We start from the raw sequence: 21,174 nt of genomic DNA, 5'->3' as shown, positions 1-21,174 counted from the left end.
TGATAGCATAGATGTTACACTTAAAACAGATGACCCGACCTTCTCTATTATAAATATACTGAGAAAGGAAAGAATAACTTATATAAATTGATAGCAAGCTGAGGCTTTTTCCTAAGATGATTTGTTAAGTTGCTACCTGGATACTTTTGAAGAGTATTGGTAGGAGTTGTTTTGAATGGATGGAAGGACAGAGATTCTGTCTATTGGACTGGGTGGCCTTCTTGCTACCTCTGGGGAAAGTTAAAGGAGATAAGCATGTATCTTGCTATCAAAGAAATAGTACGAAACAAACTTCGATATAGTTTGATTCTAACTACCATTTTTCTTATCGCTTTTATGGTCTTTTTTATGACCAGTCTAGCTCTTGGTCTTGTGCGAAACAACCGAGCCGCTATTGATAACTGGCAAGCAACGGGTGTCGTTTTATCCGACTACGCAAATGATAATTTGACAGCATCCTTTATTCCTGAAAAGGACTACAAGGATAAGAGTTCGGAAGAGGCTGCTCCATTGGGCTATATGTTCGCTGTGACCAATCTAGTCGATGATAGTGAAAAGGTCAATGTTTCCATCCTTGCTCAAGAGTGGGACTCTTTTATCTCTCCGAGTTTGACGGAGGGCCGTTATCCTGAAAGAGATGATGAGGTTGTTGTGGATCAGTCCTTTGAGAATTATGGGATTAGGCTAGGTGATGCCATTCAGCTGAATGGAAGCGAGGCAAGTTACAAGATTGTAGGCCTGACTCAAGGAAATAAGTTTTTCACTGAGCCTGTTGTCTTTACGAGTTTGACAACTTATTGGACCTTACAAGGAACCTTGAAAGCCAATCGTTCTATCTCTGCCTTGGTATTGAAAAATGATATAGAAGTGGTTGGCGATGGACTGAAACAGATTTCCATCCCAAAAATGATATCGAAAATTCCTGGTTACACACCTCAGGTTAATGTATTTTCAGGGATGATTCTTGCTATGATTGTCATCACAGGCTTGATTGTGGGTATTTTTGTTTATATCATTACCATCCAAAAACTAGGACTTTATGGAATAATGCGAGCTCAAGGGATACAGATCAAAACCATTGTATGGTCCCTTTTCTGTCAAATCTTCCTCCTAGCTGGTATGGGGATTGCTTTAGCCTTGCTGGCAATCGGAGGAGTGATTTTAGTCTTACCAGCTACCTTCTTTTTCTACCCAAGCTGGATAGCTTACTCTGTCCTAAGCTTGGTAATTTCCTTGATGGCCCTTCTAGGTGGTGTCATTTCACTTCCACGCTTGCTAAAGGTGGACCCGATTACTGCAATTGCAGAATGATAAGGAGAATTGTATGACAGCATTGATTGAAATGACTCAAGTGACAAAAACCTATGGGGAAGGAAAGATGAAAGTCGTTGCCTTGCATGAGACGAATTTTCAGCTAAATGCGGGAGAGTTCGTAGCTATTGTTGGGCCTTCAGGCTCTGGAAAGACGACCTTTCTAACAACTCTTGGACAACTCCAGGAAGCATCGAGTGGAAAGATTTTGGTAAAGGGAAAGGAAACAGGTAGTTTGACGGAGAAGGAGAAAACAAACCTCCGTTTTAGAGAGTTTGGCTTTATTCTACAAGCTTCAAACTTAATTCCATTTCTAACGGTCAAGGAACAGCTGGATTTGATTGACAGACTAGATAAGGGAAAAAATAGCAAAAGTGACCGAAAAGAGCTCTTTGACTTGTTGGATTTGGAAAAAGTACAAGATCATTATCCCAAGGCTCTATCGGGTGGCGAACGTCAACGTGCGGCGATTGCTAGAGCGCTTTATAATAATCCGAGCATCGTTCTTGCAGATGAGCCGACAGCCAGTCTAGATACCCAGCGTGCTTACCAAGTAACAGAAATGTTGGCTGCCATTGCCCATGAACAAGGTAGAGGAGTTGTCATGATTACACATGATACACGCCTTCTTGATAAGGTCGATCGTATCTATGTTATGAACGATGGCCACCTAGTTGAAGAAACACATGCATAAAATAAAATAGAGTGAATGGTACAAGTTACTATTCACTTTTTTGATTGGGAAAGATAGAAATAAGTTTAACTTTTTGTGAAACTCTCAGTATTCATAGCTGATTTTTGAGAAATGTGGTATAATTTTTCTTATGGAAAAGATTATTATTACAGCAACTGCTGAAAGTATTGAACAAGTTGAACAACTACTCGAAGCTGGCGTAGATCGTATCTATGTTGGTGAGAAAGATTTTGGCCTTCGTCTGCCAACAACCTTTAGCCAGGATGAGTTGCGAGAAATCGCCAAGCTGGTTCATGAAGCAGGTAAGGAATTGATCGTTGCGGTCAATGCCCTTATGCACCAAGACATGATGGATCGTATTAAGCCCTTCTTGGACTTCTTGGAAGAAATAAAGACAGACTATATTACAGTAGGAGATGCGGGTGTCTTTTACGTGGTCAACCGTGATGGCTATTCCTTCAAGACTATCTACGATGCTTCAACCATGGTGACAAGCAGTCGTCAGATTAACTTCTGGGGTCAAAAGGCAGGAGCCTCTGAAGCAGTCCTGGCACGTGAAATTCCATCTGCCGAACTCTTCAAGATGCCAGAGATTTTGGAAATTCCTGCTGAAGTCTTGGTTTATGGTGCCAGTGTCATCCATCATTCTAAGCGTCCGCTTTTACAAAACTACTATAACTTTACGCATATCGATGATGAAAAGACGCGTAAACGTGACCTCTTCTTAGCAGAACCGAGTGACCCTGAGAGCCATTATTCTATCTTTGAAGATAATCATGGTACCCATATCTTTGCCAACAATGACCTTGATTTGATGACCAAATTGACAGAATTGGTGGAGCATGGTTTTACCCACTGGAAGCTAGAGGGGCTCTACACACCTGGTCAGAATTTTGTAGAAATTGCTAAACTCTTTGTCCAAGCACGCAGCTTGATTCAAGAGGGGAATTTCAGTCATGACCAAGCCTTCTTGTTAGATGAGGAAGTGCGCAAGTTACACCCTAAAAACCGTTTCCTCGATACGGGATTCTATGATTACGATCCTGACATGGTTAAATAGGACATAAAAACCCGAAATAAAAATGTTCGGGTTTTTCAAGTGTATTCATGAAATAAAAACGGATACATGTTATAATAAAAATAGCTCTTTAATGGAGGTGTTTAAGTGGAGAATCTGAAAAAGATGGCAGGTATCAAGGCTGCTGAGTTTGTCAAGGATGGCATGGTAGTCGGACTTGGAACGGGCTCTACTGCCTACTATTTCGTAGAAGAAATCGGTCGTCGGATTAAGGAAGAAGGTTTGCAGATTACTGCTGTGACGACTTCCAGTGTGACCAGTAAACAGGCCGAAGGTCTTAATATCCCGCTCAAGTCGATTGATCAAGTGGACTTTGTCGATGTGACAGTCGATGGAGCGGATGAAGTAGATAGCCAGTTTAACGGGATCAAAGGCGGTGGTGGTGCCCTTCTCATGGAGAAGGTTGTCGCAACGCCCTCAAAAGAATACATTTGGGTGGTGGATGAAAGCAAACTGGTAGAGAAACTAGGTGCTTTTAAATTGCCAGTAGAAGTGGTTCAGTATGGCGCAGAACAGGTCTTTCGTCGGTTTGAGCGAGCTGGCTACAAACCAAGTTTCCGTGAAAAAGACGGCCAACGTTTTGTGACCGATATGCAGAATTTTATTATTGACCTAGCCTTGGATGTCATTGAAAATCCAATTACCTTCGGGCAAGAATTGGATCATGTCGTTGGTGTCGTAGAGCATGGCTTGTTCAACCAAATGGTGGATAAGGTCATCGTTGCTGGACGAGATGGCGTTCAGATTTTAACTTCAACAAAAGCAAGATAACTAAAATAATAAGGAGACACACTATGTCAAAATTTAATCGGATTCACTTGGTGGTACTGGATTCTGTGGGAATCGGTGCTGCACCAGATGCCAATAACTTTGTCAATGCAGGGGTTCCAGACGGAGCTTCTGACACACTGGGACACATTTCAAAAACCGTTGGTTTGAATGTACCAAACATGGCTAAAATCGGTCTAGGAAATATTCCTCGCGAAACGCCGCTTAAGACTGTACCAGCTGAAAGCAATCCAACAGGTTATGCAACAAAATTGGAAGAAGTTTCCCTTGGTAAGGATACCATGACTGGTCACTGGGAAATCATGGGACTCAACATTACCGAGCCTTTCGATACTTTCTGGAACGGATTCCCAGAAGAAATTTTGACAAAAATCGAAGAATTTTCAGGACGTAAGGTCATTCGTGAAGCCAACAAACCTTACTCAGGTACGGCTGTTATCGATGATTTCGGACCACGTCAAATGGAAACTGGGGAGTTGATTATCTATACTTCAGCTGACCCTGTTTTGCAAATTGCTGCCCACGAAGACATCATTCCTTTGGATGAATTGTACCGTATCTGTGAATACGCTCGTTCAATTACCCTTGAGCGTCCTGCCCTTCTAGGTCGTATCATTGCTCGTCCGTATGTTGGTGAACCAGGTAACTTCACTCGTACAGCAAACCGTCGTGACTTGGCTGTATCTCCATTTGCACCAACCGTTTTGGATAAATTGAACGAAGCAGGTATCGATACTTACGCTGTTGGTAAAATCAACGATATCTTTAATGGCGCTGGTATCAATCATGACATGGGACACAACAAGTCAAATAGCCATGGAATTGATACATTATTGAAGACTATGGGCCTTGCTGAGTTTGAAAAAGGATTCTCATTCACAAACTTGGTGGACTTTGATGCCCTTTACGGCCACCGCCGCAATGCTCATGGTTACCGTGATTGCTTGCATGAGTTTGATGAACGCTTGCCTGAAATTATCGCTGCTATGAGGGAGAATGACCTTCTCTTGATTACTGCGGACCATGGAAATGACCCAACCTATGCAGGAACAGACCACACTCGTGAATACATTCCATTGTTGGCCTATAGCCCTTCCTTTAAAGGAAATGGTCTCATTCCTGTCGGACATTTTGCAGATATCTCAGCAACAGTTGCGGATAACTTTGGTGTTGAAACTGCCATGATTGGGGAAAGTTTCTTAGATAAATTGGTATAAGATGACGCGATATGCTTTACTTGTTCGGGGCATTAATGTTGGTGGAAAAAATAAGGTTGTCATGGCGCAACTTCGTCAAGAACTGACAGAGTTGGGACTGGAAAAGGTTGAAACCTACATCAACAGTGGCAACATTTTCTTTACTTCTATAGTTCCCAAAGCCCGATTGGTTGAAAAGTTAGAGGTTTTCTTTGCAGTCCATTATCCATTTATTCAGAGCTTTTCTTTGCTGAGTCAGGAAGATTATGAAGAAGAGCTGAAGAATCTGCCAGATTGGTGGACCAAAGATTTGGAACGAAAGGATGTCCTCTTTTACACGGAGGGCTTGGATGTGGATCAAGTCATAGCGACAGTTAATAGTTTAGAACTGAAAGATGAAGTGGTTCATTTTGGAAGACTTGGGATTTTCTGGGGGAAATTCTCTGAGGAATCCTACTATGCAACTGCCTATCATAAGTACTTGCTCAAGATGCCTTTTTATCGCAACATCACCATTCGCAATGCCAAAACCTTTGACAAAGTCGGTCAAATGCTAAAAAATAATAAAGGAGATACAGAATGACATTTTTAGATAAGATCAAGGAAACAGCTGCTTTCTTGAAAGGAAAGGGAATCCAAGCTCCCGAGTTTGGTCTAATCCTTGGATCAGGTCTTGGAGAACTTGCAGAAGAAATCGAAAATCCAGTTGTAGTAGACTATGCTGAGATTCCAAACTGGGGCCGCTCTACAGTAGTTGGTCACGCTGGTAAATTGGTATATGGTGAACTTGCAGGGCGAAAGGTCTTGGCTCTTCAAGGTCGTTTCCATTTCTACGAGGGAAATCCTCTGGAAGTCGTGACTTTCCCAGTTCGTGTGATGAAAGTTCTCGGATGTGAAGGTGTCATTGTAACCAATGCAGCTGGCGGTATTGGATTTGGTCCTGGTACATTGATGGCTATCTCAGACCATATCAATATGACGGGGCAAAACCCATTGATGGGTGAAAACTTGGATGATTTTGGTCCACGTTTTCCGGATATGTCTAAAGCCTACACTCCAGAATACCGTGCTACTGCCCATGAAGTGGCTAAAAAACTCGGTATCAAGCTTGATGAAGGTGTCTATATCGGTGTAACCGGTCCGACTTATGAAACCCCAGCAGAAATTCGTGCCTATAAGACATTGGGAGCAGATGCAGTTGGTATGTCTACTGTTCCTGAAGTTATTGTGGCAGCCCACTCAGGTTTGAAAGTTCTCGGTATTTCATGTATTACTAACCATGCTGCAGGCTTCCAAGAAGAACTCAATCACGAGGAAGTTGTAGAAGTGACTGAGCGTGTCAAAGGCGACTTCAAAGGTTTGGTTAAAGCTATTCTTGCTGAACTCTAATCCTATGAAAGCACGACTCCGAAGCCTGCCCTACGGACTGAGGCTACTTCTAGCCACTCTATCATTGGGAATAGGGACGGGTTTGGTTGGAATTGCTTGCCATTATTTACTAGAAAGTGTGCACTGGCTGGCCTTTGGCCAAACTAGTTCGGATTTGCTCCAGCAATTTCAAGAAGCTGGGGGTCTCCGTAGATTCCTCGTTCTGTGTGTGACAGGGGTCTTGGCAGCTGGCTTCTGGTATGTCCTACAAAGGCGCAATGAGATTTTGTCTATTCGTCAGCAAATTATATTAGCTGGAGACAGGGAGCCAGCGCTCTTAGCCCACCTCTTTCATGCAGGTATGCAGGTTGCGATTGTCGGAGCAGGCGCATCGGTCGGAAAAGAAGGAGCACCACGTGAGGTCGGGGCTCTTCTAGCTGGTCGCTTGTCGAAGGGATTCTCTCTAACTCTCAAAGAACGAAAGGTGTTGGTTGCCTGTGGAGCAGGAGCTGGTCTAGCTGCGGTCTATCAGGTTCCCTTTGCTAGTAGTTTGTTTGTCTTTGAGACCTTAGGACTTACCTATAGTTGGCAGAACTTTTTGCTGGTTTTGGCTAGTACTTATCTGGCAACCTGGGTGGCTCAGCCCATTGTTGGTCAGGATGCTATTTATCACCTATCTGCGGTCTCTTGGTCGTCTAGCAGTTTTTTGCAGGCGATTCTGATTGCTTCATTGGTTACTCCACTTGCGCTGGGCTTCCGATTTTTAGCTAAACGGGCGGGCCACAAGCGACGGAAGAATGGGACAATTCTTTGGGCTCTTCCTCTAGCCTTTCTCGTGCTGGGGAGCCTGGCAGTCTTTTTCCCTATCTTTATGGGAAATGGCCAGGTACTAGCCCAAGCCTTGTTGTCTAGCCAGCCAATTCCCTATCTTCCGTTGACTCTTGCAGTGAAGGGGCTTCTAGTTTATCTCCTCTTGCGTAATGGTGCCTATGGAGGAACCTTGACGCCATCATTTGCCTTGGGGATTGGATCTGGCTATTTAGTGACTTTACTTTTGACAGTAGTTGGCATTCATCTGGATCCAGCTCTAGGAATGCTACTAGGAGCAACAGTCTTTTTAGGGACGACCTTACAAGCTCCTCTGACGGCTATTGCCCTGAGCCTTGGATTTACAGGTCAGGATTGGAGTTTGACAATACCGCTTGTACTAGCGGCAGGCTTGTCTTACGTGATTCGAAAGAGATGGGAGAAGAAACAATGAAGGTACATTTTGTACTGCATGAAACATTTGAAGTTCCGGGCGCTTATCTAAAATGGGCTCTGGCACGAGGGCATCACATTACATCAACAAAGGTTTACGAAAAAGAACCTCTTCCTGAAACAATTGACGGAATTGATTTTCTGATTGTTATGGGTGGCCCTCAATCACCTGATGAGGATAGAGAAAACTTCCCATACTATGACCCTAAGGCTGAGCTTGCTTTTATGAAAGAAGCAATTGCTGCAGATATCTATATTGTTGGTGTCTGTCTTGGTGCGCAGCTCCTGTCTGTTGCCTATGGTGCGAAGTATGAACATAGTCCAGAGCGCGAGATAGGCGTTTATCCTGTGACATTGACGATGCAAGGTCTAACAGATCCTCATGTCAGCTTGTTCGGAGAAACCTTAGAAACCGGCCACTGGCACGGTGATATGCCAGGGCTGACAGAGGATGCTGTTGTTCTTGCGACGAGTCAAGGTTGTCCACGTCAGATTATTCGCTTCAGTTCGAAACATTATGCCTTTCAGGCTCATTTGGAATTTGATCCCGAAGCAGTAGAACTCTTAATCACTGCGGATGGTGAGGAGCAATTAAGAGAGCAAAGTGAAAAGTTATCTTTTGTTCAGACACCAGAAGAATTACGTGGAAACGATTACTCTGAAATGAATGCAAAACTGTATGCATTTTTAGATTCGTTGGTAAACTAGGAACTACAGAAAGGCAGGATTCCAGCTCTGGAAGAGAACTTGGAATCATCTTACTATGAAATCAAAAGGTGTAGTAAGTATTTAATACTACCCCTCTTTAAACTTTATATAAAAAGGAAGGTAGAGCGAGATGTTCTGATTTGAACACGAGCGGAAAACTTTTCATAACAATAAAAGAAAGGATGGGTAAACCGTATTCGCTGAACTGAATACGGGCGGAGAACTGTGCAAAAAAGATAAACTGTCTAGCATCTACGATGCGTCGTCAGTTTCCTATTTTTACTTTGTTTTCTGTCGCTATCCTAAATATACAATAAAGAAAGGTAGAGCAAGGTGTTCTAATTTGGACACGAGCGGAAAACTTGGAAAATAGATAATCTGACTGAGAAATCAGGATTTCTCGTCAGATTCCTAATTTTCAGTCGTTTTCTTCTCGCTCTTTGTATCATAAATTATGTCTATCCATATTGCTGCTAAGCAGGGTGAAATTGCTGATAAAATTCTTCTTCCTGGGGATCCTCTTCGTGCCAAGTTTATTGCGGAGAATTTCCTTGAAGATGCTGTTTGTTTTAACGAAGTGCGTAACATGTTTGGTTACACTGGTACTTACAAGGGCCACCGTGTATCTGTCATGGGAACTGGGATGGGAATGCCATCTATTTCGATTTATGCGCGTGAGTTGATTGTGGACTACGGAGTGAAGAAATTGATCCGTGTGGGAACTGCGGGTTCGTTAAATGAGGATGTTCACGTTCGTGAATTGGTCTTGGCGCAGGCAGCTGCAACCAATTCAAACATCATCCGCAACGACTGGCCACAGTATGATTTCCCACAAATCGCTAGCTTTGATTTGCTAGACAAGGCCTACCATATCGCCAAAGATCTCGGTATGACTACCCACGTTGGGAACGTTTTGTCGTCAGATGTCTTTTACTCAAACTACTTTGAAAAGAACATCGAGCTTGGTAAATGGGGAGTTAAGGCTGTAGAAATGGAAGCGGCAGCTCTTTACTATCTCGCTGCCCAACACCACGTTGATGCTCTTGCAATCATGACTATTTCTGATAGCTTGGTTAATCCAGATGAAGACACTACTGCAGAAGAACGCCAAAACACCTTCACTGATATGATGAAGGTCGGCTTAGAAACCTTGATTGCAGAGTAATCAGAGAATAGCTTTTCAATTACATTAGTTACAAGAACTGTTGTAAGTGATTTATTTTCAATATCTAAGCAATGATAAAGAAAGAGTTGAAAATCCAACTATTGATTTTCAACTTTTTTAGAACACAGCTTAAGGAGAAATGTGATGGATAAAATTGAACAATTACAAGATTTGATAGATCAAAGCCAACGGATTGTTTTCTTTGGAGGGGCAGGAGTGTCAACCGAGTCTAATATCCCAGATTTTCGTAGTTCAGATGGTGTTTATAGTCATCAGTTAGGCCGTCATTTTACGGCAGAGCAACTCGTTTCTCGGACCATGTTTGAGCGCTATCCAGAAGATTTTTTTGACTTCTATAAAAAATACCTGATTTACCCAGAAGCCAAGCCTAATGCAGCTCATCACTACCTAGCTGCTTTGGAAAAAACTGGCAAGCTAAAGGCTGTTGTGACACAAAATATTGATAGTCTTCATGAAATGGCTGGCTCCCAAAAAGTCTTTAAATTGCATGGGAGTGCGGACCGGAATTACTGCCTAGGTTGTCAACGTTTCTATGACTTAACTGCCTTTCTGGCCCTCGAGGGACCGGTTCCCCACTGCTTAGACTGTGGCAAGGTGGTCAAACCTGACGTGACCTTGTATGAAGAATCACTTGACATGAATGTCTTTAGCCAAGCTGCACAAGCTATTCGGCAAGCTGACTTGCTGATTATTGGTGGGACTTCCTTGGTTGTTTATCCTGCAGCTAGCCTAGTAAACTATTTTTCTGGGACAAATCTGGTCCTTATCAATAAAACCAGTATTCCACAAGATAGCCAAGCTACATTGGTCATTGAAGGCAAGATTGGGGAAGTCTTTTCGAAATTGAGACAATAAAAGAATTTTAGAAGATAGCAACAAAAACTTGTTACTTGAAAGAGAAAACTATCTCATTTATTGACCACAATCTCGCTCTTTAAGAGTTATTAAAAACTGGCTGAGAAAATCAAAACACCTTCACCGATATGATGAAGGTTGGTTTGGAAACCTTGATTGTAGAGTAAAATGTAGAAGGAAATCCTGATTTCAAGTGAAATCAGGATTTTTTCATAGATGCGATTTTTTTTGGGTCTGGTGTAACACGGAGGGTCTTTTGTCCAGTATAGGTTACAAAACCTGGTTTTCCACCAGTTGGTTTGTTGAGTTTTTTAACCTCAATCATATCCACTTGAACCAAGTTCGATAAGCGCCCTTTGGAGAAGTAGGCAGCTAGCTCCGCCGCGTCCGTCTTGACTTCATCAGAAGGGTTGATGTTGCCTGAGATGACGACGTGGCTTCCTGGAATGTCCTTGGCGTGGAACCAAAGTTCTTCCTTGCGAGCCATTTTAAAGGTCAATTCTTCGTTTTGAAGATTGTTTCGACCGACATAGATAATGGTTTTGCCATCGCTCGCCAGATACTGTTCTGGTTTTTTGCGTTTCTGGATTTTTTCACGTTGGCGTCTTCTAATAAAGCCTGTTTGGATTAATTCTTCACGGATTTCAGCGATTTCTTCCAGTCCAGCTTGGTTGAGGACGGTCTCCACGCTTTCTAGATAGAGAATGGTAGCCTTGGTTTCTTCGATCAGCTCAGTCAGGTATTTAACAGCTTCTTTGAGCTTCTGATAGCGTTTAAAGTAGCGTTGGGCATTCTGACTGGGAGTCAGGGCCTTATCAAGCGTGATGGTAACAGGTTGATTCGTGTAGTAGTTATCCAAGACAACCTGATCTTGGTCATTGGGAACTTGGTGGAGAAAGGTTGTCAGTAATTCGCCCTTTTGGCGAAACTCCTCAGCGTTGTCTGTCGCCAGTAATTCTTTTTCTTGTTTTTTGAGTTTGTGGCGATTTTTCTGAAGCTCATTTTCAACGCGGCGAATGAGTTCGCTGGCCTGCTGTTTGACGCGATCGCGCTCTGCCTTGTCTTTGTAGTAGGTATCCAGAAGATCAGAAAGACTGGCAAAAGGCTCTCCTACACGATTCGTAAAAGGAACTGGACTGAAGGAAGTCTCCGTTAGGTAGGGCTTGGTTTCTTGATCGAAGAAGTTTCGGAAAGTGGATAGTTTGTCACTGACCAAGAGCCTTTCCAATTCGTTTGCCGTATCGCGTCCTAGACCTTGAAAGAGGCTTTGAAGATTTTTTGCTGTTAGCTCTTGGGTTTGAAGGATTTCAAAGAGCTTTTCATCCTTGACAGTAAAAGGATTGAGAGATTCCGTGCTTGGTGGAGCGATATAGCTTGACCCTGGGAGCAAGGTGCGGTAGCTGTTTTGTGAAAAACCAACGTGTTTGATGACTTCGAGGATTTTATGGCTACTTTTATCTACGAGGAGAATATTGCTGTGTTTGCCCATAATCTCGATAATCAGGGTAGCCTGGATATGATCCCCAATTTCGTTTTTATTAGAAACCGTGATCTCCACAATGCGGTCATTTTCCACTTGCTCAATCGACTCAATCATAGCACCCTGCAAATACTTTCTCAAAACCATGATAAAAGTCGAAGGTTGGGCTGGATTTTCAAAGGTCGTTTGGGTCAGCTGAATGCGTCCAAAAACGGGATGAGCAGAGAGGAGCAGGCGATGGCTTTGGCGATTGCTACGGATTTGCAAGACCAACTCTTGTTCAAAAGGTTGATTGATCTTCTGAATGCGACCATTGACCAACTCGCTTTGCAATTCCTCAACCATGTGGTGTAAAAAAAATCCGTCAAATGACATCGTTCTCTCCTTGTGATTGTATTCCATAGTATTATATCAAAAAGGTAGAATAAAATCATGGAAATGTGGTATAATAAAGCCAAGTAAAGAGAATCGAGAAGTACATGTATATTGAAATGGTAGATGAAACTGGTCAAGTTTCACAAGAAATCTTGCAACAAACCCAAGAAATTTTGGAATTTGCTGCCCAAAAAATAGGAAAAGAAGACAAGGAAATGGCAGTCACTTTTGTTACCAACGAGCGTAGTCACGAACTCAACCTCGAGTACCGTGACACCGATCGTCCGACGGATGTCATCAGCCTTGAGTATAAGCCAGAGTTGGATATTGCCTTTGACGAAGAGGATTTGCTTGAAAATCCTGAATTGACAGAGATGATGTCTGAGTTTGATGCCTATATTGGGGAATTGTTTATCTCTATCGATAAAGCGCATGAGCAGGCTGAGGAATACGGTCACAGCTTTGAGCGTGAGATGGGCTTCTTGGCAGTACACGGCTTTTTACATATTAACGGCTATGATCACTACACTCCGGAAGAAGAAGCGGAGATGTTCGGTTTACAAGAAGAAATTTTAACAGCCTATGGACTCACAAGACAATAAACGAAAATGGAAAAATCGTGACCTGGTATCCAGTTTAGAATTTGCCCTTACAGGAATTCTGACTGCGATCAAGGAAGAACGCAATATGCGAAAACATGCAGTGACAGCCCTTGTGGTTATCCTTGCAGGTTTTGTTTTTCAGGTGTCACGAATCGAATGGCTCTTTCTCCTAATGAGCATTTTCTTGGTAGTAGCCTTTGAAATTATTAACTCTGCTATTGAAAATGTGGTGGATTTAGCCAGTCACTATCACTTTTCTATGTTGGCAAAGAAAGCCAAGGACATGGCGGCAGGAGCCGTGCTTGTGGTTTCCCTTCTTGCTGCAGTGATTGGTGTACTTATCTTTCTCCCACGCATTTGGGATATACTATTTTAAACACTAAGAGGAAATTATGACATTTAAATCAGGCTTTGTGGCCATTTTAGGACGTCCCAATGTTGGGAAGTCAACCTTTTTGAATCACGTCATGGGGCAAAAGATTGCCATTATGAGTGACAAGGCGCAAACAACACGTAATAAAATCATGGGGATTTACACAACGGATAAGGAACAAATCGTCTTTATCGACACACCGGGGATTCACAAGCCTAAAACAGCTCTTGGGGATTTCATGGTGGAATCTGCCTATAGTACCCTTCGTGAAGTAGACACTGTTCTCTTCATGGTGCCAGCTGATGAGCCACGTGGTAAGGGTGACGATATGATTATCGAGCGTCTGAAAGCTGCTAAGGTTCCTGTGATTCTGGTGGTGAATAAGATTGACAAGGTCCATCCAGACCAGCTTTTGGCTCAGATTGATGACTTCCGTAACCAGATGGACTTTAAGGAAATTGTTCCGATCTCAGCTCTTCAGGGAAATAACGTTTCTCGTCTAATTGACATCCTCAGTGAAAATCTAGAGGAAGGTTTCCAGTATTTCCCAGCTGATCAAATCACAGATCATCCTGAGCGTTTCTTGGTTTCTGAAATGATTCGTGAGAAGGTTCTTCATTTAACGCGTGAAGAGATTCCTCATTCAGTTGCCGTAGTGGTTGACTCCATGAAGCGGGACGAAGAGACAGACAAGGTTCACATTCGCGCAACCATCATGGTCGAGCGTGATAGTCAAAAAGGTATTATCATTGGTAAAGGTGGCGCTATGCTCAAGAAAATTGGGACCATGGCCCGTCGTGATATCGAACTCATGCTAGGGGACAAGGTTTTCCTAGAAACTTGGGTCAAGGTCAAGAAAAACTGGCGTGATAAAAAGCTAGATTTGGCTGACTTTGGCTATAATGAAAAAGAATACTAAGTAGAGGTGGGCTCATGCCTGCTTCTTGTTTTTACAGAAGGAGGATTTATGCCTGAATTACCAGAGGTTGAAACCGTTCGTCGTGGTTTAGAGAAATTAATTTTGGGAAAGAAGATTTCGAGTATAGAGGTTCGTTATCCTAAGATGATCAAGACAGATTTGGACGAGTTTCAAAAGGAAGTGCCTGGCCAAGTGATTGAGTCCATGGGACGCCGTGGCAAGTATCTGCTTTTTTTCCTGACAGACAAGGTCTTGATTTCCCATTTGCGGATGGAGGGCAAGTATTTTTACTATCCAGACCAGATTCCTGAACGCAAGCACGCCCATGTCTTCTTCCAGTTTGAAGATGGAGGCACGCTTGTTTATGAAGATGTACGCAAGTTTGGTACCATGGAACTGTTGGCACCCGACCTATTGGAAGCCTACTTTGTTTCTAAAAAATTAGGACCTGAGCCAAGAGAGCAGGACTTTGATTTGCAGGTCTTTCAAGTTGCTCTATCCAAGTCTAAAAAGCCTATCAAATCCCATCTCCTAGACCAGACCTTGGTAGCTGGCCTCGGTAATATCTATGTGGATGAGGTTCTCTGGCGAGCTCAGGTCCATCCGGCCCGACCTTCTCAGAGTTTAACAGCAGAAGAAGCGTCAGATATTCATGGCCAGACTATTGTTGTTTTGGGACAGGCTGTTGAAAAAGGGGGCTCCACCATTCGAACTTATACAAATGCCTTTGGGGAAGACGGAACCATGCAGGATTTCCATCAGGTCTATGACAAGGCTGGCCAAGAGTGTTCACGCTGTGGGGCAGTGATTGAGAAAATCCAACTTGGCGGACGAGGAACTCATTTTTGTCCTCAGTGTCAAAGGAGGGACTGATGGGAAAAATCATTGGAATCACAGGAGGAATTGCCTCTGGGAAGTCAACTGTGACAAATTTCCTAAGAGAGCAAGGCTTTCAAGTGGTAGATGCTGACCGACTTGTCCACCAGCTACAGAAACCTGGAGGCCGTCTGTATCAGGTCTTAGTTCAGCATTTTGGACAGGAAATCATCCTTGAAAATGGAGAACTCAATCGCCCTCTCCTGGCTAGTCTCATCTTTTCAAATCCAGAAGAACAAGAATGGTCTAAGCAAACCCAAGGAGAGATTATTCGTGAGGAATTGGGTGCTCTGAGAGACCAGTTAGCCCAGACAGAAGCGATTTTTTTCATGGATATTCCCCTGCTTTTTGAACAGGACTACGCCAACTGGTTTGATGAAACGTGGCTGGTCTATGTGGATCGAGATGTTCAGGTGGAACGTTTCATGAAACGGGATCATCTTTCTAAGGAAGTAGCAGAGTCCCGTTTGGCAACCCAGTGGTCTTTAGAAGAAAAGAAAAAATTGGCGAGTCATATATTAGATAATAATAGCAGTCGTGATCAACTTGTGAGTCAAGTAGTGAAGTTACTTGAAGGAGGCGATAGCGGTGCAAGAGATTAGTTGGAAAGAGAATCTTCGTGTCGCCTGGTTCGGTAGTTTTCTAACGGGCGCCAGCATTTCCTTGGTCGTTCCTTTCATGCCTATCTTTGTGGAGCAGTTGGGAATTGAAGGAGACCAAGTTGCTTTTTATGCTGGATTAGCCATCTCAGTTTCGGCTGTTTCAGCAGCTCTAGTTTCTCCCATCTGGGGTATTCTTGCTGATAAGTACGGTCGAAAACCCATGATGATTCGAGCAGGTCTTGCCATGACTATCACTATGGGAGGTTTGGCCTTCGTGCCAAATATCTATTGGCTACTCTTTCTGCGCTTGCTCAATGGTGTATTTACTGGTTTTGTCCCCAATGCAACGGCCTTGATTGCTAGTCAGGTACCGAAAGATAAGTCGGGAGCGGCTCTGGGGACTCTATCTACTGGAGTTGTTGCAGGAACACTGACGGGTCCCTTTGTTGGAGGCTTTATTGCTGAAATTTTTGGCATTCGTAATGTCTTTTTATTGGTAGGTGCTTTCTTATTTTTAGCTGCAATCCTAACCATTTTCTTTATCAAGGAAGATTTTCAGCCAGTAGCTAAGGAGAAGGCTATCCCAACGAAAGAAGTATTTTCTTCTTTCAAGTATCCTAGGCTCTTAGTAAACCTATTTTTGACGAGCTTTGTCATTCAATTTTCAGCTCAATCAATTGGCCCCATTCTGGCTCTTTATGTGCGGGACTTAGGGCAGACTGAGAATCTCCTCTTTGTATCAGGATTGATTGTATCCAGCATGGGATTTTCTAGCATGATGAGTGCTGGAATTCTAGGAAAACTTGGCGATAAGGTAGGGAATCATAGATTGTTAGTCGCGGCGCAGATTTATTCCGTCATCATTTACCTTCTTTGTGCTCATGCGACCAGCCCCCTTCAACTTGGCTTGTATCGTTTTCTCTTTGGTTTGGGAACAGGAGCTCTCATACCAGGTGTCAATGCCCTTCTCAGCAAAATGACTCCAAAATCAGGTATTTCAAGGATTTTCGCCTTCAACCAAGTCTTTTTTTACCTCGGTGGAGTGATTGGACCTATGGCGGGATCCGCAGTTGCAGGATATTTGGGCTACCATGCTGTCTTTTATGCGACAGCAGCCTGTGTAACTTTCAGTTGTTTATGTAACATAGTGCAATTTAGATCATTATTAAAAGTAAAGGAAATCTAGTGCGAGTAAAAATCAATCTCAAGTGCTCCTCTTGCGGTAGCATGAATTATCTAACCAGTAAGAACTCCAAAACTCATCCTGACAAGATTGAGGTTTTAAAGTATTGTCCCAAGGAAAGAAAAGTAACCCTACATCTTGAATCTAAGTAGATTTTATGGTAAAATAATAGGGATTTTAAGGAGTTTGATATGTATAACCTATTGTTAACCATTTTATTAGTATTATCTGTTGTGATTGTGATTGCGATTTTCATGCAACCAACTAAGAACCAATCCAGCAATGTATTTGATGCCAGCTCAGGTGATTTGTTTGAACGTAGTAAGGCGCGTGGTTTTGAAGCTGTGATGCAACGTTTGACAGGTATTTTAGTCTTTTTCTGGCTAGCCATTGCCTTAGCATTGACGGTATTATCAAGTAGATAAGAAATGGGCGAGACTAGGTCTTAGCCTATTTTTATTTTCAATGACACTTATAAAGTTATCAATCAAAAAGAAATTATAAAAATCTAGAAAGAAAACATGAAAGATAAAATAAAAGAATATTTGCAAGAGAAGGGGCGAGTGACGGTAAATGACCTAGCTCAGGCTCTCGGAAAGGATGGATCCAAGGATTTCCGTGAGTTGATTAAAACCCTGTCTCTGATGGAAAGAAAGCACCAGATTCGTTTTGAAGATGATGGTAGTTTATGTCTTGACCAAAAGAAGAAACATGAAATCACCCTCAAAGGGGTTTTTCATGCCCATAAAAATGGCTTTGGCTTTGTCAGTCTGGAAGGTGAAGAGGACGACCTTTTTGTAGGAAAAAACGATGTCAACTATGCCATTGATGGCGATACCGTTGAGGTCGTCATTAAGAAAGTTGCTGATCGTAACAAGGGAACAGCGGCAGAAGCCAAGATTATCGATATCCTAGAGCATAGTCTGACGACAGTTGTCGGGCAAATCGTTCTGGATCAGGAAAAGCCCAAGTATGCCGGCTATATCCGTTCAAAAAATCAGAAAATCAGCCAGCCAATTTATGTTAAGAAACCAGCTCTTAAACTAGAGGGAACGGAAGTTCTCAAGGTCTTTATCGACAAATACCCAAGTAAGAAACATGATTTCTTTGTCGCTAGTGTGCTGGACGTGGTGGGACACTCGACTGATGCTGGGATTGACGTTCTTGAAGTCTTAGAATCCATGGATATTGTCTCAGAATTTCCAGAAGCTGTTCTCAAGGAGGCGGAAAGTGTGCCTGATGCTCCCTCAGAAAAGGATATGGAAGGGCGTCTTGATTTAAGAGATGAGCTTACCTTTACTATTGACGGTGCGGATGCCAAGGACTTGGACGACGCAGTTCACATCAAGCCTTTGAAAAATGGTAATATCGAACTCGGTGTTCACATCGCGGATGTTTCCTACTATGTGACAGAGGGTTCTGCACTTGATAAGGAAGCCCTTAACCGCGCGACTTCTGTCTATGTAACAGACCGAGTGGTTCCAATGCTTCCAGAGCGTTTGTCAAATGGCATCTGCTCTCTCAATCCACAAGTTGACCGCCTGACCCAGTCTGCCATTATGGAAATTGATAAACATGGTCGTGTAGTCAACTACACCATCACACAAACGGTTATCAAGACTAGTTTTCGTATGACCTATAGCGCTGTTAATGATATCCTAGCTGGCGATGATGAAAAGAGACAAGAGTTTAAGAAAATTGTTCCTAGTATCGAGCTCATGGCCAAGCTTCATGAAACGCTAGAAAGCATGCGTGAGAAACGTGGAGCTCTCAATTTTGATACCAGCGAAGCTAAGATTTTGGTGGATAAAAAAGGCAAGCCTGTGGATATTGTCCTTCGTCAGCGTGGTGTTGCTGAGCGGATGATTGAGTCATTCATGTTGATAGCCAACGAAACGGTTGCCGAACACTTTAGCAAACTGGATCTACCTTTTATCTATCGGATTCACGAGGAGCCTAAGGCTGAAAAAGTTCAGAAGTTTATTGATTACGCTTCGAGCTTTGGATTGCGAATTTATGGGACTGCCAGTGAGATTAGTCAGGAGGCCCTTCAAGATATCATGCGTGCTGTTGAGGGAGAGCCCTATGCGGATGTATTATCGATGATGCTTCTCCGTTCCATGCAGCAGGCTCGTTATTCAGAGCATAATCACGGTCACTATGGTCTTGCTGCTAACTATTATACTCACTTTACCAGCCCCATTCGTCGTTATCCAGACCTCCTTGTTCACCGCATGATTCGGGACTATGGGCGTTCCAAGGAAATAGCCGAGCATTTTGAGCAAGTGATTCCAGAGATTGCGACCCAGTCTTCCAACCGTGAGCGTCGCGCTATTGAGGCAGAGCGTGAAGTCGAAGCCATGAAAAAAGCTGAGTACATGGAAGAATACGTGGGTGAAGAGTATGATGCGGTTGTATCCAGCATTGTTAAGTTTGGTCTTTTTGTCGAATTGCCAAATACAGTAGAAGGCTTGATTCACATCACCAATTTACCTGAATTTTATCATTTCAATGAGCGTGATTTGACCCTCCGTGGGGAGAAATCAGGCACAACCTTCCGTGTGGGACAGCAGATTCGCATTCGAGTTGAAAGAGCGGATAAGATGACAGGAGAGATTGATTTCTCTTTCGTACCTAGTGAGTTTGATGTCATTGAAAAAGGCTTGAAGCAAGCTGTGCGCAAAGACAGGGGTCGTGGCTCAAGTCGCCGTTCAGACAAGAAGGAAGACAAGAGAAAATCAGGATGCTCAAATGATAAGCACAAGCATTCACAAAAAGATAAGAAGAAAAAGGGAAAGAAACCTTTTTATAAGGAAGTAGCTAAGAAAGGAGCCAAGCATGGCAAAGGGCGAGGGAAAGGTCGTCGCACAAAATAAAAAGGCACACCACGACTATACAATCGTAGATACGCTTGAAGCAGGAATGGTTCTGACAGGAACGGAGATCAAGAGTGTTCGAGCTGCTCGAATCAATCTCAAGGACGGCTTTGCCCAAGTAAAAAATGGGGAAGTCTGGTTGAGCAACGTTCATATCGCTCCTTACGAAGAGGGCAATATCTGGAATCAGGAACCAGAACGCCGTCGCAAACTCCTGCTCCATAAGAAGCAAATCCAAAAATTGGAGCAAGAAACCAAAGGAACAGGTATGACCTTGGTTCCTCTTAAAGTTTATATCAAAGATGGCTACGCCAAGCTTCTTTTAGGACTTGCCAAAGGGAAACATGACTATGACAAACGGGAGTCGATCAAGCGACGTGAACAAAACCGCGACATCGCGCGTGTGATGAAAGCTGTCAACCAGCGTTAAGAAGAGGAAGTAAAATGGAAAAATTAATTGCCTATAAACGGATGCCCTTGTGGAACAAACAGACTATGCCTGAAGCAGTTCAGCAGAAACATAATACTAAGATTGGGACTTGGGGCAAGATTACTGTTTTAAAAGGAACTCTTAAGTTTATTGAGTTGACTGAAGATGGTGAGGTTCTAGCTGAGCACTTCTTTGAGGCAGGAGCTGACAACCCTATGGCGCAACCGCAAACCTGGCACCGAGTAGAGGCCGCAACAGACGATGTAGAATGGTACTTGGAATTTTATTGTAAACCTGAGGATTATTTCCCTAAGAAATACAATACAAATCCAGTCCATTCGGAAGTCTTAGAAGCTATGCAAACGGTAAAACCAGGAAAGGCCTTGGATTTAGGTTGTGGTCAAGGCCGTAACTCTCTCTTTCTCGCACAGAATGGTTTTGATGTGACAGCAGTGGATCAAAATGAATTGTCCCTTGAAATCTTGCAAAGCATTGTGGAACAAGAGGATCTAGACATGCCTGTTGGTCTTTACGATATCAATTCAGCCAGTGTTAGCCAAGACTATGATTTCATCGTTTCAACAGTTGTTCTCATGTTTCTTCAAGCAGACCGTATTCCAGCTATCATCCAGAATATGCAGGAGCAAACTAGTGTTGGAGGCTACAACCTTATCGTCTGTGCCATGGACACAGAGGATTATCCTTGCTCGGTTAACTTCCCATTCACCTTTAAAGAAGGGGAGTTGGCGGACTACTACAAAGATTGGGAATTGGTTAAGTACAATGAAAATCTAGGACATCTGCACCGTCGTGATGAAAATGGCAATCGCATTCAACTACGCTTTGCGACCATGTTAGCCAAAAAAGTCAAGTAAATCAAACTTAACCCAGCGAATAGAAATCACTTTGCAAGGTTTCTATTCGTTTTTGTTTGCGTTGGTTGATTGGGACGAGCAGGTTTTATGCTATACTAGAAGTAGGAAATCTGAGCAGTAGAGGTCTATTACTGTCTC

General features: G+C 43.1%; 23 protein-coding genes. 22 read left to right on the top strand and 1 reads right to left on the bottom strand.

Annotation, left to right across the window (positions count from 1 at the left end):
• Window positions 1-255 precede the first annotated feature (255 nt).
• The 11 genes from M9H69_RS06230 to M9H69_RS06180 all read left to right on the top strand — a co-directional run bounded on the left by M9H69_RS06230 (window position 256) and on the right by M9H69_RS06180 (window position 10,445).
• A complete protein-coding gene (locus M9H69_RS06230) occupies window positions 256-1,311 on the top strand; it encodes an ABC transporter permease (RefSeq protein WP_250315103.1) in 1,056 nt (351 codons plus the stop codon).
• A 13-nt stretch (window positions 1,312-1,324) separates the two neighbouring features.
• Window positions 1,325-2,005 (top strand): ABC transporter ATP-binding protein, encoded by a 681-nt coding sequence (locus M9H69_RS06225; protein WP_250315102.1) that lies wholly within the window; start codon window positions 1,325-1,327, stop codon window positions 2,003-2,005.
• Between the two features lie 130 nt (window positions 2,006-2,135).
• Window positions 2,136-3,065, top strand: a complete 930-nt coding sequence (locus tag M9H69_RS06220) for a peptidase U32 family protein (protein ID WP_250315100.1) — start codon at window positions 2,136-2,138, stop codon at window positions 3,063-3,065.
• Window positions 3,066-3,170: 105 nt separating this feature from the next.
• Window positions 3,171-3,854, top strand: coding sequence for a ribose-5-phosphate isomerase RpiA (gene rpiA, locus M9H69_RS06215; protein ID WP_250315098.1), 684 nt, complete (start codon window positions 3,171-3,173; stop codon window positions 3,852-3,854).
• 23 nt (window positions 3,855-3,877) lie between these two features.
• Window positions 3,878-5,089, top strand: a complete 1,212-nt coding sequence (locus M9H69_RS06210) for a phosphopentomutase (protein ID WP_250315096.1) — start codon at window positions 3,878-3,880, stop codon at window positions 5,087-5,089.
• 1 nt (window position 5,090) lies between these two features.
• Entirely contained in the window at window positions 5,091-5,651 is a 561-nt protein-coding gene (locus M9H69_RS06205) for a DUF1697 domain-containing protein (RefSeq protein ID WP_250315095.1), read from the top strand.
• On the top strand, window positions 5,648-6,457 hold the full coding sequence (locus M9H69_RS06200) for a purine-nucleoside phosphorylase (RefSeq protein ID WP_250315094.1): 810 nt from the start codon (window positions 5,648-5,650) through the stop codon (window positions 6,455-6,457). Before M9H69_RS06205 ends, M9H69_RS06200 begins: the two co-directional genes overlap by 4 nt.
• A 4-nt stretch (window positions 6,458-6,461) precedes the next feature.
• Entirely contained in the window at window positions 6,462-7,697 is a 1,236-nt protein-coding gene (locus tag M9H69_RS06195) for a chloride channel protein (RefSeq protein WP_250315092.1), read from the top strand.
• Window positions 7,694-8,404 (top strand): type 1 glutamine amidotransferase, encoded by a 711-nt coding sequence (locus M9H69_RS06190; protein ID WP_195215589.1) that lies wholly within the window; start codon window positions 7,694-7,696, stop codon window positions 8,402-8,404. Before M9H69_RS06195 ends, M9H69_RS06190 begins: the two co-directional genes overlap by 4 nt.
• Before the next feature lie 454 nt (window positions 8,405-8,858).
• Window positions 8,859-9,569, top strand: coding sequence for a purine-nucleoside phosphorylase (gene deoD / locus M9H69_RS06185; protein ID WP_025173256.1), 711 nt, complete (start codon window positions 8,859-8,861; stop codon window positions 9,567-9,569).
• A 144-nt stretch (window positions 9,570-9,713) separates the two neighbouring features.
• Window positions 9,714-10,445 carry an NAD-dependent protein deacylase gene (locus M9H69_RS06180; protein WP_250315091.1) on the top strand — a complete coding sequence of 244 codons (732 nt, stop codon included), beginning with the start codon at window positions 9,714-9,716 and terminating at the stop codon, window positions 10,443-10,445.
• 199 nt (window positions 10,446-10,644) lie between these two features.
• On the opposite strand, the gene pavA is transcribed toward M9H69_RS06180, so the two are convergent.
• Complete coding sequence (gene pavA / locus M9H69_RS06175; protein ID WP_250315090.1) at window positions 10,645-12,300, bottom strand: Rqc2 family fibronectin-binding protein PavA; 1,656 nt, start codon at window positions 12,298-12,300, stop codon at window positions 10,645-10,647.
• 104 nt (window positions 12,301-12,404) lie between these two features.
• Between pavA and ybeY the strand changes: the two genes are divergently transcribed.
• The 11 genes from ybeY to tehB all read left to right on the top strand — a co-directional run bounded on the left by ybeY (window position 12,405) and on the right by tehB (window position 21,036).
• Complete coding sequence (gene ybeY / locus M9H69_RS06170; protein ID WP_250315088.1) at window positions 12,405-12,902, top strand: rRNA maturation RNase YbeY; 498 nt, start codon at window positions 12,405-12,407, stop codon at window positions 12,900-12,902.
• Window positions 12,883-13,278: a diacylglycerol kinase family protein gene (locus tag M9H69_RS06165; RefSeq protein WP_061598537.1), complete on the top strand. Its 396-nt coding sequence runs from the start codon at window positions 12,883-12,885 to the stop codon at window positions 13,276-13,278. The genes ybeY and M9H69_RS06165 overlap by 20 nt, the downstream gene beginning before the upstream one ends.
• A gap of 16 nt (window positions 13,279-13,294) precedes the next feature.
• On the top strand, window positions 13,295-14,194 hold the full coding sequence (era, locus tag M9H69_RS06160) for a GTPase Era (RefSeq protein ID WP_000143274.1): 900 nt from the start codon (window positions 13,295-13,297) through the stop codon (window positions 14,192-14,194).
• 48 nt (window positions 14,195-14,242) lie between these two features.
• A complete protein-coding gene (gene mutM / locus M9H69_RS06155; RefSeq protein ID WP_250315087.1) occupies window positions 14,243-15,067 on the top strand; it encodes a DNA-formamidopyrimidine glycosylase in 825 nt (274 codons plus the stop codon).
• The gene (gene coaE, locus M9H69_RS06150; protein WP_250315086.1) at window positions 15,067-15,672 is read left to right on the top strand and encodes a dephospho-CoA kinase; all 606 of its coding nucleotides are present in this window, start codon (window positions 15,067-15,069) and stop codon (window positions 15,670-15,672) included. Before mutM ends, coaE begins: the two co-directional genes overlap by 1 nt.
• Window positions 15,659-16,858, top strand: coding sequence for a multidrug efflux MFS transporter (locus M9H69_RS06145; RefSeq protein WP_250315084.1), 1,200 nt, complete (start codon window positions 15,659-15,661; stop codon window positions 16,856-16,858). Before coaE ends, M9H69_RS06145 begins: the two co-directional genes overlap by 14 nt.
• The gene (gene rpmG / locus M9H69_RS06140) at window positions 16,858-17,007 is read left to right on the top strand and encodes a 50S ribosomal protein L33 (RefSeq protein ID WP_007519517.1); all 150 of its coding nucleotides are present in this window, start codon (window positions 16,858-16,860) and stop codon (window positions 17,005-17,007) included. Before M9H69_RS06145 ends, rpmG begins: the two co-directional genes overlap by 1 nt.
• A gap of 39 nt (window positions 17,008-17,046) precedes the next feature.
• A complete protein-coding gene (secG, locus tag M9H69_RS06135; RefSeq protein ID WP_000282517.1) occupies window positions 17,047-17,280 on the top strand; it encodes a preprotein translocase subunit SecG in 234 nt (77 codons plus the stop codon).
• A 96-nt stretch (window positions 17,281-17,376) separates the two neighbouring features.
• Complete coding sequence (gene rnr / locus M9H69_RS06130; protein WP_250315083.1) at window positions 17,377-19,731, top strand: ribonuclease R; 2,355 nt, start codon at window positions 17,377-17,379, stop codon at window positions 19,729-19,731.
• Window positions 19,694-20,161, top strand: coding sequence for an SsrA-binding protein SmpB (gene smpB, locus M9H69_RS06125; RefSeq protein ID WP_001051742.1), 468 nt, complete (start codon window positions 19,694-19,696; stop codon window positions 20,159-20,161). The genes rnr and smpB overlap by 38 nt, the downstream gene beginning before the upstream one ends.
• Window positions 20,162-20,175: 14 nt before the next feature.
• Window positions 20,176-21,036 carry an SAM-dependent methyltransferase TehB gene (gene tehB / locus M9H69_RS06120; RefSeq protein ID WP_250315082.1) on the top strand — a complete coding sequence of 287 codons (861 nt, stop codon included), beginning with the start codon at window positions 20,176-20,178 and terminating at the stop codon, window positions 21,034-21,036.
• Window positions 21,037-21,174: the final 138 nt, after the last annotated feature.

This window comes from Streptococcus oralis, assembly GCF_023611505.1.
In the GTDB taxonomy this organism is placed as follows: domain Bacteria; phylum Bacillota; class Bacilli; order Lactobacillales; family Streptococcaceae; genus Streptococcus; species Streptococcus oralis_CT.
The sequence above is the reverse complement of the archived record's forward strand: the minus strand, read 5'-3'. Positions and strand labels throughout refer to the sequence as shown.

Coding starts and splice junctions, on each gene's coding strand:
- M9H69_RS06195 (WP_250315092.1), top strand. CDS start 6,462: ATGAAAGCACGACTCCGAAGCCTGCCCTACGGACTGAGGCTACTTCTA.
- M9H69_RS06220 (WP_250315100.1), top strand. CDS start 2,136: ATGGAAAAGATTATTATTACAGCAACTGCTGAAAGTATTGAACAAGTT.
- smpB (WP_001051742.1), top strand. CDS start 19,694: ATGGCAAAGGGCGAGGGAAAGGTCGTCGCACAAAATAAAAAGGCACAC.
- M9H69_RS06200 (WP_250315094.1), top strand. CDS start 5,648: ATGACATTTTTAGATAAGATCAAGGAAACAGCTGCTTTCTTGAAAGGA.
- era (WP_000143274.1), top strand. CDS start 13,295: ATGACATTTAAATCAGGCTTTGTGGCCATTTTAGGACGTCCCAATGTT.
- M9H69_RS06230 (WP_250315103.1), top strand. CDS start 256: ATGTATCTTGCTATCAAAGAAATAGTACGAAACAAACTTCGATATAGT.
- coaE (WP_250315086.1), top strand. CDS start 15,067: ATGGGAAAAATCATTGGAATCACAGGAGGAATTGCCTCTGGGAAGTCA.
- ybeY (WP_250315088.1), top strand. CDS start 12,405: ATGTATATTGAAATGGTAGATGAAACTGGTCAAGTTTCACAAGAAATC.
- mutM (WP_250315087.1), top strand. CDS start 14,243: ATGCCTGAATTACCAGAGGTTGAAACCGTTCGTCGTGGTTTAGAGAAA.
- pavA (WP_250315090.1), bottom strand. CDS start 12,300: ATGTCATTTGACGGATTTTTTTTACACCACATGGTTGAGGAATTGCAA.
- tehB (WP_250315082.1), top strand. CDS start 20,176: ATGGAAAAATTAATTGCCTATAAACGGATGCCCTTGTGGAACAAACAG.
- rnr (WP_250315083.1), top strand. CDS start 17,377: ATGAAAGATAAAATAAAAGAATATTTGCAAGAGAAGGGGCGAGTGACG.
- M9H69_RS06180 (WP_250315091.1), top strand. CDS start 9,714: ATGGATAAAATTGAACAATTACAAGATTTGATAGATCAAAGCCAACGG.
- secG (WP_000282517.1), top strand. CDS start 17,047: ATGTATAACCTATTGTTAACCATTTTATTAGTATTATCTGTTGTGATT.
- M9H69_RS06225 (WP_250315102.1), top strand. CDS start 1,325: ATGACAGCATTGATTGAAATGACTCAAGTGACAAAAACCTATGGGGAA.
- M9H69_RS06210 (WP_250315096.1), top strand. CDS start 3,878: ATGTCAAAATTTAATCGGATTCACTTGGTGGTACTGGATTCTGTGGGA.
- M9H69_RS06165 (WP_061598537.1), top strand. CDS start 12,883: ATGGACTCACAAGACAATAAACGAAAATGGAAAAATCGTGACCTGGTA.
- deoD (WP_025173256.1), top strand. CDS start 8,859: ATGTCTATCCATATTGCTGCTAAGCAGGGTGAAATTGCTGATAAAATT.
- M9H69_RS06190 (WP_195215589.1), top strand. CDS start 7,694: ATGAAGGTACATTTTGTACTGCATGAAACATTTGAAGTTCCGGGCGCT.
- M9H69_RS06205 (WP_250315095.1), top strand. CDS start 5,091: ATGACGCGATATGCTTTACTTGTTCGGGGCATTAATGTTGGTGGAAAA.